At 58.9% G+C, this 14,898-nt stretch carries 15 protein-coding genes; 1 reads left to right on the top strand and 14 read right to left on the bottom strand.

Annotated features, from left to right (window positions below):
* Positions 1 to 82: 82 nt before the first annotated feature.
* The gene (locus WBR25_RS05140; RefSeq protein WP_201907159.1) at positions 83 to 1,459 is read right to left on the bottom strand and encodes an MDR family MFS transporter; all 1,377 of its coding nucleotides are present in this window, start codon (positions 1,457 to 1,459) and stop codon (positions 83 to 85) included.
* A 173-nt stretch (positions 1,460 to 1,632) separates the two neighbouring features.
* Here WBR25_RS05140 and WBR25_RS05135 point away from each other — a divergent pair, with 173 nt between their 5' ends.
* Positions 1,633 to 2,235: an HAD family hydrolase gene (locus tag WBR25_RS05135; protein WP_075114949.1), complete on the top strand. Its 603-nt coding sequence runs from the start codon at positions 1,633 to 1,635 to the stop codon at positions 2,233 to 2,235.
* Between the two features lie 84 nt (positions 2,236 to 2,319).
* Here the strand turns inward: WBR25_RS05135 and WBR25_RS05130 are convergent, their stop codons facing one another.
* The 13 genes from WBR25_RS05130 to aroB form a co-directional block, all read right to left on the bottom strand.
* Entirely contained in the window at positions 2,320 to 2,574 is a 255-nt protein-coding gene (locus tag WBR25_RS05130; protein ID WP_479749511.1) for a hypothetical protein, read from the bottom strand.
* Between the two features lie 233 nt (positions 2,575 to 2,807).
* Positions 2,808 to 3,605, bottom strand: coding sequence for a DUF1338 domain-containing protein (locus WBR25_RS05125; protein ID WP_021229798.1), 798 nt, complete (start codon positions 3,603 to 3,605; stop codon positions 2,808 to 2,810).
* A gap of 59 nt (positions 3,606 to 3,664) precedes the next feature.
* Positions 3,665 to 5,134, bottom strand: coding sequence for a succinylglutamate-semialdehyde dehydrogenase (gene astD / locus WBR25_RS05120; protein ID WP_479749510.1), 1,470 nt, complete (start codon positions 5,132 to 5,134; stop codon positions 3,665 to 3,667).
* A gap of 72 nt (positions 5,135 to 5,206) precedes the next feature.
* Entirely contained in the window at positions 5,207 to 6,226 is a 1,020-nt protein-coding gene (gene astA / locus WBR25_RS05115; RefSeq protein WP_005334994.1) for an arginine N-succinyltransferase, read from the bottom strand.
* A gap of 76 nt (positions 6,227 to 6,302) precedes the next feature.
* Positions 6,303 to 7,520, bottom strand: coding sequence for an aspartate aminotransferase family protein (locus WBR25_RS05110; protein WP_058055649.1), 1,218 nt, complete (start codon positions 7,518 to 7,520; stop codon positions 6,303 to 6,305).
* Between the two features lie 276 nt (positions 7,521 to 7,796).
* Positions 7,797 to 8,378 carry an aminodeoxychorismate synthase component II gene (locus tag WBR25_RS05105; protein WP_058055648.1) on the bottom strand — a complete coding sequence of 194 codons (582 nt, stop codon included), beginning with the start codon at positions 8,376 to 8,378 and terminating at the stop codon, positions 7,797 to 7,799.
* A 21-nt stretch (positions 8,379 to 8,399) separates the two neighbouring features.
* On the bottom strand, positions 8,400 to 8,615 hold the full coding sequence (locus WBR25_RS05100) for a hypothetical protein (RefSeq protein ID WP_005334997.1): 216 nt from the start codon (positions 8,613 to 8,615) through the stop codon (positions 8,400 to 8,402).
* Between the two features lie 118 nt (positions 8,616 to 8,733).
* Positions 8,734 to 9,738 carry a tryptophan--tRNA ligase gene (gene trpS / locus WBR25_RS05095; protein ID WP_479749509.1) on the bottom strand — a complete coding sequence of 335 codons (1,005 nt, stop codon included), beginning with the start codon at positions 9,736 to 9,738 and terminating at the stop codon, positions 8,734 to 8,736.
* Between the two features lie 42 nt (positions 9,739 to 9,780).
* Complete coding sequence (locus WBR25_RS05090) at positions 9,781 to 10,449, bottom strand: phosphoglycolate phosphatase (protein ID WP_151286598.1); 669 nt, start codon at positions 10,447 to 10,449, stop codon at positions 9,781 to 9,783.
* A complete protein-coding gene (gene rpe, locus WBR25_RS05085) occupies positions 10,436 to 11,110 on the bottom strand; it encodes a ribulose-phosphate 3-epimerase (RefSeq protein WP_005335006.1) in 675 nt (224 codons plus the stop codon). Before rpe ends, WBR25_RS05090 begins: the two co-directional genes overlap by 14 nt.
* 188 nt (positions 11,111 to 11,298) lie before the next feature.
* Positions 11,299 to 12,171 (bottom strand): Dam family site-specific DNA-(adenine-N6)-methyltransferase, encoded by an 873-nt coding sequence (locus tag WBR25_RS05080; RefSeq protein ID WP_005335008.1) that lies wholly within the window; start codon positions 12,169 to 12,171, stop codon positions 11,299 to 11,301.
* Between the two features lie 70 nt (positions 12,172 to 12,241).
* On the bottom strand, positions 12,242 to 13,822 hold the full coding sequence (locus WBR25_RS05075; RefSeq protein ID WP_479749508.1) for an SPOR domain-containing protein: 1,581 nt from the start codon (positions 13,820 to 13,822) through the stop codon (positions 12,242 to 12,244).
* Positions 13,812 to 14,894, bottom strand: coding sequence for a 3-dehydroquinate synthase (aroB, locus tag WBR25_RS05070; protein WP_429219614.1), 1,083 nt, complete (start codon positions 14,892 to 14,894; stop codon positions 13,812 to 13,814). The genes WBR25_RS05075 and aroB overlap by 11 nt, the downstream gene beginning before the upstream one ends.
* Positions 14,895 to 14,898 lie beyond the last annotated feature (4 nt).

The following is a 14,898-nucleotide window of genomic DNA, read 5'->3' as shown; positions in this document are numbered from 1 at the left end:
GCTATTCGCCAAATAACAATCAGGGCTCCCCGCGGGGAGCCCTGATGCTATCTATGGTGAGCCTATGTCGGCACAGGCCGGATCAGGCGCTGATGGAGGCCAGCTCGTGGCGCTTCAACGCCAGCAAGGTGATGAGCAGCGCCAGCGTGGCGATCAGTGCCATGCCGATATAGGTCGCGCTGAAGCCCGGGGCCAGCAGATCGGGGGCAAGCCGGCTCAGATCGCCATCGCTGCCGGCTGGCAGGCGGAAGTGAAACAGCATGGAGCAGATAGCCACGCCGACGGCACCGCCAAGCTCCCGCCCGAAGTTGAACAGCGACATGCCGATGCCGCGATCCTGCCGCGGCAGGGCATTCTGTACCACCACCGAGAGGGCGGGCAGCACCAGACCGAGACCAATACCGGCAAACCCGAGCGCCAGTCTGACCCAGGCATCGAAGTGGATCTGCCACAGCGCCACCGCCGCGAGGCCAAAGCCCACCGCAACAAAGCTCTTGTAGTGACCGGTACGGCCAATCAGCTTGCCACCGACAAAGGCGCCGGCGGTGATGCAGATCATGAAGATCACCATACTCATCCCGCTCTCGCTGGCGCTCAACCCCTTCTGCCACTGCATCTGCAACGGCAGATAGACCAGCACGGCAAACATCAGCAACTGGGAGAGCATCACCAGCAGCACGCTCACCAGATAGCCGGGCAGCCGGGCCAGATGGGCGGGCAATATGGGGTCGTGGGCACGCCGCTCAATCAGAATGAGCAGCAGCAGCGCAACGCCCAGCGCCGCCGAAAGCCAGACTGCGGGCAGCGCCGCCTCCGGCGAGAGCAGCAACAGGGTGAGCGTAGTGACAGTAATCAGCAGACCCGCCCCCTTCCAGTCGAAGCGACTATGGCGACGCACGTTGAGCTGCTTGAGGTTGCGGTTGATGAGAAAGACCGCCAGCGCCCCGAGCGGCAGATTGATCCAGAAGATCCAGCGCCAGCTGAGCTGCTCGGTGAAATAACCGCCGAGCAAGGGGCCAGCGATACTGGAGACCGCATAGACCGCCGAGATGTAGCCCTGATATTTGCCCACCTCCCGCGGTGGAATGGTGTCGGCAATCACGGTAAACGCGAGGGCAATCAGGCCGCCGCCCCCCAGCCCTTGCAGCACCCGCGCAGCCAGCAAGGTCGGCAGATCCTGGGAGAGCGCGCAGGCCACCGAGCCCGCCAGAAACAGGCCGATGCCGATATTGAGCATCCGCACCCGACCAAAGAGATCGCTCAGCTTGCCATAGAGGGGCAGCACGGCGGTGGCCGCCAGCAGGTAGGCAGTGACCACCCAGGTGAGGGCGGCCCCAGCGTGCAGCTCGGCGCCAATCATGGGCAGCGGGGTGGTGACTATGCTCTTTTCCAGTGAACCAAGCGCGATCACCAGCGCCACGCTAGAGAAAATGGTTTTGGGGGATATTTTCGAGGTCATAAGCGGACTCGCTGATCTGATATGCCAAAGTATCCGGCAATGAACGGATTATTGTCTCACAAATCAGCAAGAGATAGAAAAAACGGCGGCCACAATCTGCCCAACCATGAGGCCGATCCCACAAAACGCCGACCGTTTCTGCTAGCCTGCTCTATTTGATTCGAGGAGCCCCCATGAGCGAGCGTGAGCAGTACGGGTTTGATCACTATGATGCCCTGATTTTCGATATGGATGGCACTTTGGTAGATTCCATGCCCCTTCATCTGGATGCGTGGGAGCTTACCTGCGCCGAATTCGGCATCCCCTTCGAGCGGGATCAGCTCTATCAGTATGGCGGCATTCCCACCCGCAAGATCATCGCCATGCTGGCCGAGCAGCAGGGGCTGACGGTAGATGTCGAGGCCTTTACCCGTCGCAAGATTGCCCTCTATATGGAACATATCGACAAGGTCAGCGTCTTTCCCAAGATGTGGGAGCTGGTCAGGCACTATCACGGCAAGGTGAAGATGGGGATTGGCACCGGCTCACCGCGCAATCAGGCGGACTCCATCCTCAAAAGCACCGGGCTCGATGCCTATATCTCTGTGGTGGTCAGTGCCGATGATGTCACCAACCACAAACCGCACCCCGACACCTTCTTGCAGGTGGCCGAACTGCTCGGCGCCAATCCCGCCAACTGTCTGGTGTTTGAAGATACCCGGATCGGGCTTGAGGCAGGCAAGGCAGCAGGGATGGATACCGTGCTGGTTATCGAAGGTGACCTGCACCAGCGGTAAAGTACTCAGGGCAAGCAGGCAAACCGATAAAATGGTGTCATGACAGTGGCACCATTTTTTATTCATGTGAGCTTGGCGGCAGCGTCAGTGCCCGGACAGAGTTGCGATCGCAGCCGGAATAGTGGCAACCGTCAAACAAAGGGCGTTGGCCTCATCCTGTAGTGCCTGATGAGTGCGAAGCAGCTCAAGGGCTTCGGCAGGGGTATCTGCAAAGGTGGGGGCGGCGATGGCGGCAAATCCCTGTTCGACCAGTTGACGACGCTCATCGCTATAGTTGGGTGCATTGGCATCTAGATAGGTAAGCGCCTGACCCTGCTTGAAAAAGTGATAGTTAGGCATCGATTGGCCCCGCAAAAATAAAGCGCCATTCTACTCCTTTTTGCTCCGCCGCCCGCGTCAATCTGTGACGTATCAAGTGATCTAGTTCACATTTTTATCAACAAACCTTTACCGGTTGAGCTCCGTCCAAATCCCCTCTTCACGCGGCGTCAGACAACACTCGCCACCGTCACTCGGCGCCAAACAAAACGCCTCCACGAGGAGGCGTTGCGACTGAAACAGGGTGGCTCCCGTTACATGGCATTCGTCGATTCGAAGATCTTGTCCGCCGAGGCCTCGACAAAGCCCGGATAGAGCACACCATCGGCCTGCGGATAGCGCAGGGCAAACTCGTAGAAGCAGCTCGGGATGGTACGCACCCCATCGCTGAACGGCACCTCGGCTTTGTCTGCCATGGTGGAGGATTGCTCCAGCATCACCTGCGGATCCCCCTTCACCTCGCCACCCACACTGTTGAGGACAAAACCCGCCGCCTTGAGCGCCGCATTGACCTGATGGATGGTGTCGAAATCCTTCAACTTGTTGATATTGACCGTGAAGTGGTTGGCACGATAACCCCAGGCTGCCATCCATGCCGCGTACTCGCTCTCCGCCAGCAGAGTCTGATAATCGGCATAGGAGACCTGCCAGGGGGCACCGGTGTAGAGAAATGCCGGGGTATCGGTCAGATGATCGGGCACCTGATCCGCCAGCTTGTGGATGATGGCCTGCGCCGCTGGGGAGAGTTCTTCCACCTTCAGCTCGCTGATAAACACCTTGGGAGCGTCCGGATCCTGATGCTCGAAGTGCTTGGCGTAGAGCTTCTTGGCCTTGAAAACGTACTCGCCCTTCTGCTCGTAACCGAGCGCCAGGAAGTGGGCGGCCAGCTTCTCCAGCCCCAGCTTGGGCAGGTTGTAGGTACGAAACGCCACGTGATCGTTGACGATGGGCTCGCCGCCACCCAGCAGGGTGTGCACCTTGAGGGCGCTCGGGGTCACCTTGATGTAGTTGTCCCACAGATGGCTGAACAGGGTGTCGATATCCTTTTGCATCTCTCTTTCCTTTGATTGCGGGTACAGATGGGGGCACCGCTGGATGCCCCGTGTCGTTATTAGAAGCGCAGGCCGGGCGACAGTTGATCCGGCATGGCGGCTTTGCTGTCTTCGACAGAGGCAACCGGATACGCACAGTAGTCAGCAGCGTAGTAGGCGCTTGCCCTGTGGTTGCCGGAGGCACCGATACCACCAAACGGCGCGGCACTGGAGGCGCCGGTAATGGGCTTGTTCCAGTTGACGATGCCGGCGCGGATCCGCTTGAAGAAGTGATTCCAGTCCGCCTCCTTGTCACCCAGCAGACCGGCCGAGAGACCATAACGGGTAGCATTGCCTTGATCGATGGCGGCATCGAAATCGTCATAGCGAATGAGTTGCAGCAGCGGGCCGAAGTACTCTTCGTCCGGCAGCGCGCTCACTGAGGTCACGTCGATAATGCCCGGGGAGACAAAGCCGGTACCCGCTTCCAGGTGCTTGAGGGGAAGCAGGCTCTCGCCACCGAGGCGCTGCAGGTTGGCTTGTGCTTCGACCATGCCCTGTGCTGCCTTCTCGCTTATCATCGACCCCATGAAAGGCTGCTCGGCGGCGTCATAGAGGCCGACCTTGATCTGGCTGACCACCTCGACCAGTCGCTTGACCAGGGCATCGCCACGCTCACCGCGCTCGACAAACAGACGGCGAGAGCAAGTACAGCGCTGACCGGAAGTGATGAACGCCGACTGGACGATGGCATGCACAGCGCCGTCGATGTCGCTCACATCTTTCACGATCAGCGGGTTGTTGCCGCCCATCTCCAGCGCCAGAATTTTGCCCGGCTGACCGGCAAACTGCTGATGGAGGAAATGACCGGTGCGGGAAGAACCAGTAAAGAAGAGGCCGTCGATGTCGGGATTGCCCGCCAGCGCCTTGCCAGTCTCGACCTCCCCTTGCACCAGATTGAGCACCCCCTTGGGCAATCCGGCCTCCTGCCACACCTTGACCATGGCCTCGGCCACCATGGGGGTCAGCTCGGAGGGTTTGAACACCACGGCGTTACCCGCGATCAGCGCCGGGACTATATGGCCGTTGGGCAGATGACCCGGGAAGTTGTAAGGGCCGAACACCGCCACCACACCGTGGGGCTTGTGACGGACAAACGCCTTGGCGCCCGGCATGGCATTTTCAACGGTGCCGGTACGCTCGTCATGGGCACGGATGGAGATGGCAATCTTGCCCTGCATGGCGGCTACTTCGGTACGGGTCTCCCACAGCGGTTTGCCGGTTTCGCGGGCGATGGTCAGGGCCAGCGCCTCTTTCTGCTCGCCAAGCAGGTCGGCATAACGACGCACTATGGCCAGACGATCCTCAAGGCGCATGTCCGCCCAGTGGTAGAAGGCGGCACGGGCGGCCTTGACGGCGGCATCCACCTGCGCCGCACTGGCGGCAGCCCCCTGCCAGATCACCTCGTTCTTGGCCGGATCGGTTGACTCGAACGGCTTGCCTTCACCGGCAAGCCACTGACCGTCGATAAATTGCACTAACTGGCTCATCCATTCACTCCCTGTCGCTGGCAGGCAGCCTCGGCTGCCTGTCTGATAATCGGTTTGCTTGTCCTGTTTGCCTCAGTCGAGGTCAACCACCCGCACCATGTCGCCATCCTGCACCTTGAGTGCCGCCGCCATCTTGGGCGGAATGATGGCTTCGTGCTTGTCGAGATCGACGCGGATATTGCCGTAGCAGGCGCGGTAATGTTCGAAACGGCTGTTGCAGATAAGGTGGGTCTTGCCACCGATGGGCTCGCCCACCAGCACCCGCAGCTTCTTGCTGCGGCGCACGCTGCGGATATTCTTCACGTCGCACTCGACGGTGGGGCCCGCATCGAAAATATCGACGTAGCCACGGTTCACAAAGCCCTCGTCCTGCAGCATCTTGATGGCGGGGCGGGTCTTCTCGTGGGTCTGACCGATAACGGCCCGCGCCTCTTTGCTCAGCAAATTGACGTAGATGGGGTACTTGGGCATCAACTCGGCGATGAAACGCTTCTTGCCGATGCCGGTCAGATAGTCGACGGTTGGAAAATCCATCGAGAAGAAGTGGGTTTGCAGCCACTCGTAGAAGGGGCTGTGACCGTTGGCATCGGAGACGCCGCGCATCTCGGCGAAGACGGTCTCGTCAAACAGCTCGGGGTGCTCGGCCATAAACAGAAAGCGGTGCTTGGAGAGCAGGCGGCCGTTGAGCCCCTCGCGGGCACATTCGCGCAAAAACAGGGTGCAGAGCTCGGAGTTGCCGGTGTAGTCGTTGGAGAGGGTCAGGGTTTCAACGACGTTGTAGATGCCGAGCTTGGGAGAAGAGTGCACCACCTTGCCGATGTGGTAGTTGTAAAACGGCTGGGAGAGGCCAACCGCGGCATCGATGGCACAGGTGCCCACCATCTCGCCGGTCTCCAGATCCTCGGCCACGAAGAAGTAGAGGCAGTCCCCCTTGCCGGCGGGCTTGTCGGAAAAAGTCTGGGTAGAGGCGTCAATCTTGCGCTGCAGCAGCTCATCGTTGACGGGCAACGAGGTCATGCCGGTGCCGGACTCGATGGCGCAGGTCTTGAGCCCGGCAAAATCTTTTTGCTCGATGGGACGGATAACCAACATAAATGACAACTCCCTTTCATTGACGACAGGTGGGGTCCCGGCTCCTGCCGGGAGAGCTCCCCACCTCAATTTGGAATCAGGCGTTAACCACCTGGGCAACCGCCTTCTCGAAGCGGGCCAACCCTTCCTTGATGTCCGCTTCCGGGATCACCAGTGAAGGGGCAAAACGAACCACGTTGGTACCAGCCACCAGTGCCATCAGCCCCTGATCGATGGAGGCCAGCAGGAAGTCGCGGGAGCGCCCTTTGTAGGCATCGCTCAGGGCCGCGCCCAGCAGCAGACCCTTGCCGCGGATCTCGCTAAAGCAGTGGTATTTGGCGTTGATGGCTTCAAGACCATCGCGGAACAGCTGCTCGCGTTGCTTGATGCCAGCCAGCACCTCCGGAGTATTGATCACGTCGATCACCGCCTCGGCGACCGCACAGGCCAGCGGGTTGCCGCCGTAAGTAGAGCCGTGAGTGCCCACTTTCAAGTAAGAGGCGATTTCGTTGGTTGTCAGCATGGCGCCGATGGGGAAACCGCCACCCAGCGCCTTGGCGCTGGTGAGGATGTCCGGCGTGACGCCCAAACCCATATAGGCATAGAGATCACCGGTCCGGCCGACGCCGGACTGCACTTCGTCATACACCAGCAGGGCATTGTGTTTGTCGCACAGCTCGCGCACCCCTTTGGCAAACTCGTCGGTAGGACGAATGATGCCCCCCTCCCCCTGCAGCGGCTCCATCACCACGGCGCAGGTGTTGTCGGAGATCACCTCGGCCAGCGCAGCCAGATCGTTGTAGGGTACGTGGGTAATGTCACCGGGCTTGGGACCGAAGCCATCGGAGTAGGCTGCCTGGCCACCGACGCTGACGGTAAAGAAGGTGCGGCCATGGAAGCCCTGATTGAAGGCGATGATCTGGGTCTTCTGCTCGCCAAACTTCTCGATGGCATAGCGGCGTGCCAGCTTGAGGGCCGCTTCATTTGCCTCGGCGCCTGAGTTGCAGAAGTAGACCTTGTCGGCGAAGGTGGCGGCGACCAGCTTCTTGGCCAGACGCAGGGCTGGCTCGTTGGTCATGACGTTGGAGAGGTGCCACAGCTTCTCGCCCTGGGTTTTCAGGGCCTCGACCAGCTTGGGATGACAGTGACCCAAACCGTTGACGGCGATGCCACCGGCGAAGTCGACATACTCGCGCCCTTCCTGATCCCAGACACGTGACCCTTCACCACGCACCGGGATGATCTTGGCGGGCGCATAGTTGGGAACCATCACTTCATCAAACACTTCACGTGTCACTGCCAACAACTCTGACATATAGCTCTCCTTCGATTCGGCGACAGAATAATCCACCGCCCAAAAGTTAAATCCGTGTAAACGTGACGGGATTATCACAGAAATAAAGTAAAAAGTCTGTAACAAGACGGCCTATAAGGAACAATGTTCGATTGCTCTTGAGATTTTAGGCAACCGCATTGCATAACGACTCAGGGGGGCTTGGCAAGAGATAATTTGGGCAGGAGAGGGGGTGAATAAAGTGTCAGGGAAATTTTTTTTGCCTTCTCTCGAACTTGAGAAGGCGATCACAACTTTTTATGAACGCGCCAGAAAGTTGGCCAGCAACTGATGGCCCTGCTCGCTCAAAATACTCTCCGGATGGAACTGAACACCCTCGATGGGGAGCGTCTTGTGGCGCAGCCCCATGATCTCGTCAAACGAGCCATCGGCATGCTCGCTCCAGGCGGTGATGTCGAAGCAGTCGGGCAGCGTGTCGCGCTCCACCACCAGCGAGTGGTAACGGGTCACCCGCAGCGGGTTGTTGAGCCCCTTGAACACCCCCTCATTGCGATGGCGGATGAGCGAGGTTTTGCCGTGCATTACCTGACGGGCACGCACTACGCGGGCGCCGAAGGCCTGCGCCAGCGACTGATGACCGAGACAGACGCCGAGAATGGGCAGCTTGCCAGCAAAGTGGCTGATGGCATCGAGAGAGATCCCCGCCTCATTGGGCGTACAGGGACCGGGAGAGATCACCAGAAAACGGGGGGAGAGCTGCGCTATGGTATCAAGCGTCAGTTCATCATTGCGCTTGACCACAACCTCTTGTCCCAGGGCGCCGAAATATTGCACCAGGTTCCAGGTAAAAGAGTCGTAGTTATCGATCAACAACAGCATGAGATAACCAACAGCGGAGAATTAACGATCGAGATAACGACCCTGTTCCATTTCCCGTTCACGCTGACACTCGGCCAGATAGATGGCGGCAGCAACGGCAGGGGTTTTATGGTGCTTGTCGATGGCATTGGAGACCATCAACTGCAGGGTATTGAGGTTTTTCGCCTTGCGAAATTTACGTAGCCAGTGACCTTTGTCACTCAGCTCTTCAGCAGAAATAGTTGGTTGAACAGGCATGCTTTCTCTTGGGGATATTACCCAGGTTGAAATAAAGAAATTAAACAAAATAGCCGGGCAGAAAATAAAGAAAGCCAGGCAAATACCCAGCTCTCTTCTACTACACCTTCCCAGTATGTCAGGCTCGAGGAACGAAGCCGACTACATCATATACGCTGGTCAGGGTTTTTTCAGCTCTTTCGCGCGCCTTTTGTGCGCCTTCTGCCAGAATCGCGATCAGATGGGCCTCATCCTGACGCAACTCGTGGAAACGGGCCTGGATCGGTTCCAGCAGCGCCACCACGGCTTCGGCGGTTTCGGTCTTGAGGTGACCGTACATCTTGCCTTCGAAGTGCTGCTCCAGCTCGGGGATGGAGCGGCTGGTCACACCAGACATCAGGGTCAGCAGGTTGGAGACACCCGGTTTGTTTTCCGGATCGAAACGCACCACCGCCGGCTCGTCGGAGTCGGTCACCGCACGCTTGATCTTCTTGACGATCTGCTTGGGATCTTCCAGCAGGCCGATGAAGTTAGCCTCGTTGTCATCAGACTTGGACATCTTCTTGGTCGGATCCTGCAGGCTCATCACCCGTGCCCCTTCGGTCGGAATGAAGGGCTCCGGCATGGTGAACACCTCACCATAGAGGTTGTTGAAACGGGTGCAGATGTCGCGGGTCAGCTCAAGGTGCTGCTTCTGGTCGTTGCCGACCGGCACCTGATTGGCCTGATAGAGCAGAATATCAGCAGCCATCAGCACCGGATAACCGAACAGGCCGACGTTGACGTTGTTCTCGAAACGGGCGGACTTGTCCTTGAACTGGGTCATGCGCGACAGCTCACCCATCTGGGTATAGCAGTTGAGGATCCAGCCCAGCTCAGCGTGCTGCGGCACGTGAGACTGGATGAAGACGGTGCTCTTGTTGGGATCGATACCGACCGCCAGATAGAGGGCGGCTGCGTCCAGACAAGCCTTGCGCAGGGCAGCCGGGTCCTGACGAGTGGTGATGGCGTGCAGATCGACTATGCAGTAGAGGCAGTCGAACTCATCCTGCATGTTGACCCACTGACGCAGGGCCCCCATGTAGTTGCCGATGGTCAGTTGACCGGAGGGTTGCGCTCCGCTCAATACGATTGGTTTAGTCATGAGAGTGTTAATCCTTGTTCTTCAGCCAGCCCAGCTGCGCTATTAGACCAAAAGTGCATCGAGCTGGGCAAACTGCTCGAATACCCAGTCTGGATGGGAGTCGGCGATGGGACGACCATAGTTGTAGCCGTATGTAAGACCCACCACCTTCATGCCAGCCGCCTTCGCCGCCAGCACGTCATTTTCTGAGTCGCCCACCATCAGGGTGCGAGCCGGGCTCACCCCCAACTCCTGGCAAGCGTGCAGCAAGGGCTCCGGGCTCGGCTTCTTGACCGGCACGCAGTTGCCACCTAGCCAGAGCGCGAAGCAATCGCTGATACCGAGGGCATCCAGAATAGGGGCGACAAAGTCGCTCGGCTTGTTGGTGACGATCGCCTGCTTGTAGCCCAGGCTTTGCAAGCGACGCAGACTCTGGGCAACCCCGTCATACATAGCCAGCCCTTGCAGCAGGCAGGCGTTGTAGTGCTGGAAAAAGATCGGTCTGGCCTTGGTAAACAGCTCGGGATCGGCCTCGCGATAGGCGAGCGCCCGCTGGATCAGCTTGTCGGCCCCGTTGCCGACCCAAGTACGGATCACCGCTTCATCAGCCTGCGCCAGACCGAGGTCTGCCAGAGTCAGATTGACCGCCAGCGCCAGCTGGGCGGCGCTGTCAATGAGGGTGCCGTCCAGATCGAACAGCACCAAATCAAATGCGCGCTCAGCGTGTGACATGAGCCAGCTCCGCACGCATCTTGTCGATCACCGCCTTGTAGTCAGGCTGGCTGAAAATGGCCGAGCCGGCGACAAACATGTCGGCGCCCGCTTCGGCGATCTCGCGAATGTTGTCGACCTTCACCCCGCCATCGATCTCGAGGCGGATATCGCGGCCGCTCTCGTCGATCAGACGACGCACCTGACGCAGCTTGTCGAGGGTGCCGGGGATAAAGCTCTGGCCACCGAAGCCCGGGTTGACCGACATCAGCAGGATCACATCCAGCTTGTCCATCACATACTCGAGGCAGGAGAGCGAGGTAGCAGGATTCAGCACCAGACCGGCCTGGCAGCCCATCTCCTTGATGAGGCCCAGAGAGCGATCAACGTGATCGGACGCTTCCGGATGGAAGGTGATAAGGGAAGCACCGGCCTTGGCAAAATCGGGAATGATGCGATCCACCGGCTTGACCATCAGGTGCACGTCGATGGGGGCCTCGATACCGTAGTCACGCAGCGCCTGACAGACCATGGGGCCAATGGTCAGGTTGGGGACATAGTGGTTGTCCATCACGTCGAAGTGAACCACGTCGGCACCGGCAGCCAGTACCTTGGCTACATCGTCACCCAGACGGGCAAAATCGGCAGAGAGGATCGAGGGGGCAATCAGAAAGTCTTTCATCAGCATCATCCATTGGCAGCCAGGGAGAAAAAGCGGCGCAATTTTAACGTAAAAGGCAGGCGAAAACGACTCGAATGCGGGGTAAATGGGGCAATCGCCTCCCCTCCCCCAGCCACCCGGGTTTTGCGGCATCGGCACGGGCCCAGGGGCGCCCATAAAAAACGGCGCCCTGGGCGCCGCATGGTCTGTTACGTCAGTGGCAGCAGTTCACTGTCGCTGGGATAGTAGCCCTGCTCAGGTTCGATTCCGGGGGGATAGAGCGCCAACAACTCGGCCACCTTGTTGCGGGTGCCGCCGTTGCGACTGATGGTGCGCTTGACCAGGATCTCGTCGAGGCGGGCACCGCGATAAAGCTCACGAGTCAGCTCGATATCGTGGTTGCTGATCAGCACCGGCACTCCTTTGTGAGCGGCTGTGTGGCGGGCCAGCCGCGCCAGGATCGCCTGATCATCCAGGGTAAAACCACCGGAGGCATAGGTAGTGAAGCTCGCCGTAGTGGAGAGCGGCGCATAGGGTGGATCACAATAGATAACCCAATCCTCTTCGGCACGCTTGATGGCGTCGGCGTAGCTCTCGCAGATAAAGGTCGCCTTCTGCGCCTTTTCGGCAAAGGCCCAAAGCTCTTTTTCCGGGAAATAGGGCTTCTTGTAGGAACCGAACGGCACGTTGAAGCCGCCCTTCTTGTTGTAGCGGCACAGTCCGTTGAAACCGTGACGGTTGAGAAACAGGAACAAGAGTGCCCGCTCGAAGGTGGTCTCGGTCTGATTGAACTGGGTACGCAGCCGGTAATAGGCCGCCTTGTGGTTGTGTTCTGCCACAAACAGCTTGCGCGCCTCGGCAATGAAACTGTCCGGCGTCAGCTTGAGGTGGTTGTACAGGCAGATCAGATCCGGATTGATGTCGTTGAGCACATACGCGTCGTAGTCGGTGTTGAGAAACACAGACCCGGCCCCGACGAAGGGCTCCAGCAACACACGCCCGGCCGGCAGGCGCTCGGCGATCTCTTCAACCAGGGAGTATTTTCCCCCGGCCCATTTTAAAAAAGCGCGTGTTTTTTTCATGGAAATCCGGTGTGTAAGAAGGCAAGACCCAAAAAGGGGGACGATTCTACCCCCTTATCCGGTATCAAGGCTATTGCTTCAGCTCTTTTTGTACCTGTGCAAACGACTTGGGCCAGGGCTGACCTTTCAGCAAGGCTGGCGGAAGCTTGCGAATGGCACTCTTGGCCTGGGTCAGACCGGCATAATCCCCTTGCAGCACCACATACCAGGGGCTGCCACGGAATTTGGTCTGATAGACCCATACCTTGCCCGCCAGACCATGCTCGGCGACAAATTGATCCACCGCCTTGGTGTTGCTCGCCCCCATCAGCTGAACACTGTAGTGGTTGCGCGGCTTCTTGTTCAAGGTGGCGACCGGTGTCAGGGCCACTTTGGGTGCTGGCGCGGCAACCGGCTCGTTGCTGGCTGTTTTGGTGGTAGAAGCAGGCGTTGCGGTTGTCGCCGGATTCAGTGCTTTGGAGGTACTGGCTGGCGCCGTGGTTGCGATTGCACCACTGGGGGCTGTGCCACTCGGGTTCTTGCCGGTCAGCTCGTCCACCACGTCAGTAGGCAGAGCGCCGCTCACCTTGGGTTCGGTCATCAGCTTTTGCACGACCTCGTCAGAGATCACCACCCGACGCCCTTCGTAATTGGTTGATTCGGTGGTCACGGTTTCGCTCTCCACCGATTTGGGCAGCACTTTCGCCTCCGGCTGCCAATCCTTCACAACCCCGTTGGGATTGCTGGCTGCATCGCTGTTTTGCGTGCCTTGTGCAGCGGCATCGGTATTCGAACCGCCAGCGGTGAGGGGATCGCCTCCCGCTACCGGGATCGGCAATGCCGTGTTCTGCGCCGGATCCTGCAGCGCCGGTTTGCTTTCATTGTCAAACAGCGCAGGCAGCAGGTAGCTCAACGCCAACAGGCCGCCAGCGACCAGCGCGATAACAGTGGCAATCTTCTTGACAGGCAACTCCGCCTGACGCTTCTTGGGCCTTCTGTCGGTCATGATATCCTCCAGTAACTGCATGATGGTGGACGGATGTCCCTTCGCCGTTTTCAGAATCTCCTCCACTTGCGGCTTGGGCAAGAGGGTCGCCGGGATCTTGAGCTCTTTGGCTTTCTCATACAAGAAGATGCGCTGCTCGGGCGGGCTCAGTGGCGGCACTTCCAGCTCAAGGGCTGGCATGGCACGCCCTTTGAGCTGCGGCCGTTGGGTACGACACCAGACGTCACTGCCCGAGACAATAATTGCCAGCTGATGGGGCGCCGCCAGGGTATCGTTATGACGGATGATCGCCCACAACTCTCCCAGCAATTCGGCTGGCAACTGGTCGGCCCGCTCTATCAGCAGCAACAGGGTGGCTGGCTTGCTCCCCTCCAACATGCGAAAGAAGCTCTCCGCCAGCGCATCCTGTGGATTGAACAGCGGGCGCGCCACCACCTGTGGCAGCAACAGCTGGCGCACATCGACCATCTTCATGGCAGGCGTACCAATCAGGCTTACCACCCGCACTTTTTCCGGCAACACGCCGAGCAGAGATTCGCACAGGGTACCGCGACCACAACCGGGTTTACCGGAGAGAAAAATGAAAGGGTGATTGAATTCAATCAGATGCAGCAGCCGGTCAACCAGCTGCCGCTGGGAAGGAAGTTTTAGCAGTTTATTCGTCACGACCAGACTCGATCACCGCCAGCAACTCGGCATCGGACACATCCCCCACCACCTGCGCATGGCCGATGCCAACCGGCAACACCAGACGCAGCTTGCCTTCCAGCACCTTCTTGTCACGGCGCATATGGCGAATAAAGGCGGCGAAATCCATCTCGGCAGGCGCATGAATGGGCAGATTGGCGGCCAGCAGCAGGGCGCGCACTCGCGCAACGTCCTCTTCGCTCATATCGCCACGGGCCTGCGCAGTCCAGGCTGCCAGCATGGTGCCGGCGGATACTGCTTCACCGTGCAGCCAGTTGCCATACCCCTGCTCGGCCTCGATAGCATGACCAAAGGTGTGACCCAGATTGAGCAGCGCACGGACGCCGTGCTCGGTCTCATCCTGACCGACCACATCGGCTTTGATCTCGCAGCAGCGTTTGATGGCGTAGGCCAGCGCGGCAGGTTCCAGCTGTTGCAGACGCACCATGTTCTGCTCCAGCCATCTGAAGAAATCAGCATCCCAAATGATGCCGTACTTGATCACCTCGGCCATCCCTGCGGCAAATTCGCGGGCTGGCAAGGTACTCAGACATTCGGTATCGATAACAACTTGTTTAGGCTGATAAAAAGCCCCAATCATGTTCTTGCCGAGGGGGTGGTTGACAGCGGTTTTACCGCCAACAGAGGAGTCAACCTGGGAGAGCAGGGTGGTCGGGATCTGGATAAAAGGAATGCCACGTTGATAGCTTGCTGCCGCAAAGCCCACCACATCCCCGATCACGCCGCCCCCCAGAGCGATCAGTGTCGTATCGCGCCCATGGTTGGTTTCAAGCAGAGCAGACATGATCTGCTCAAAGGTCGCCAGGTTCTTGTACGCCTCGCCGTCAGGCAGGATCAGGTGTTCAACCTGAAAGCCCGACAGCAGAGCGGTTACCTGTTCAAGATAAAGCGGAGCAACGACCGTGTTGGTCACTATCATCACCCGCTTGCCCTTGATGGTCGATACCAGCGCCTCGGGGCGCTGCAACAACCCGGCAGCTATCTCGATGGGATAGCTGCGTTCACCCAGTTCGACCTTCAACCGTTCCATGGAC

The organism is Aeromonas sp. MTB, from assembly GCF_056632455.1.
This window is presented reverse-complemented; position numbering and strand designations above follow the sequence as displayed.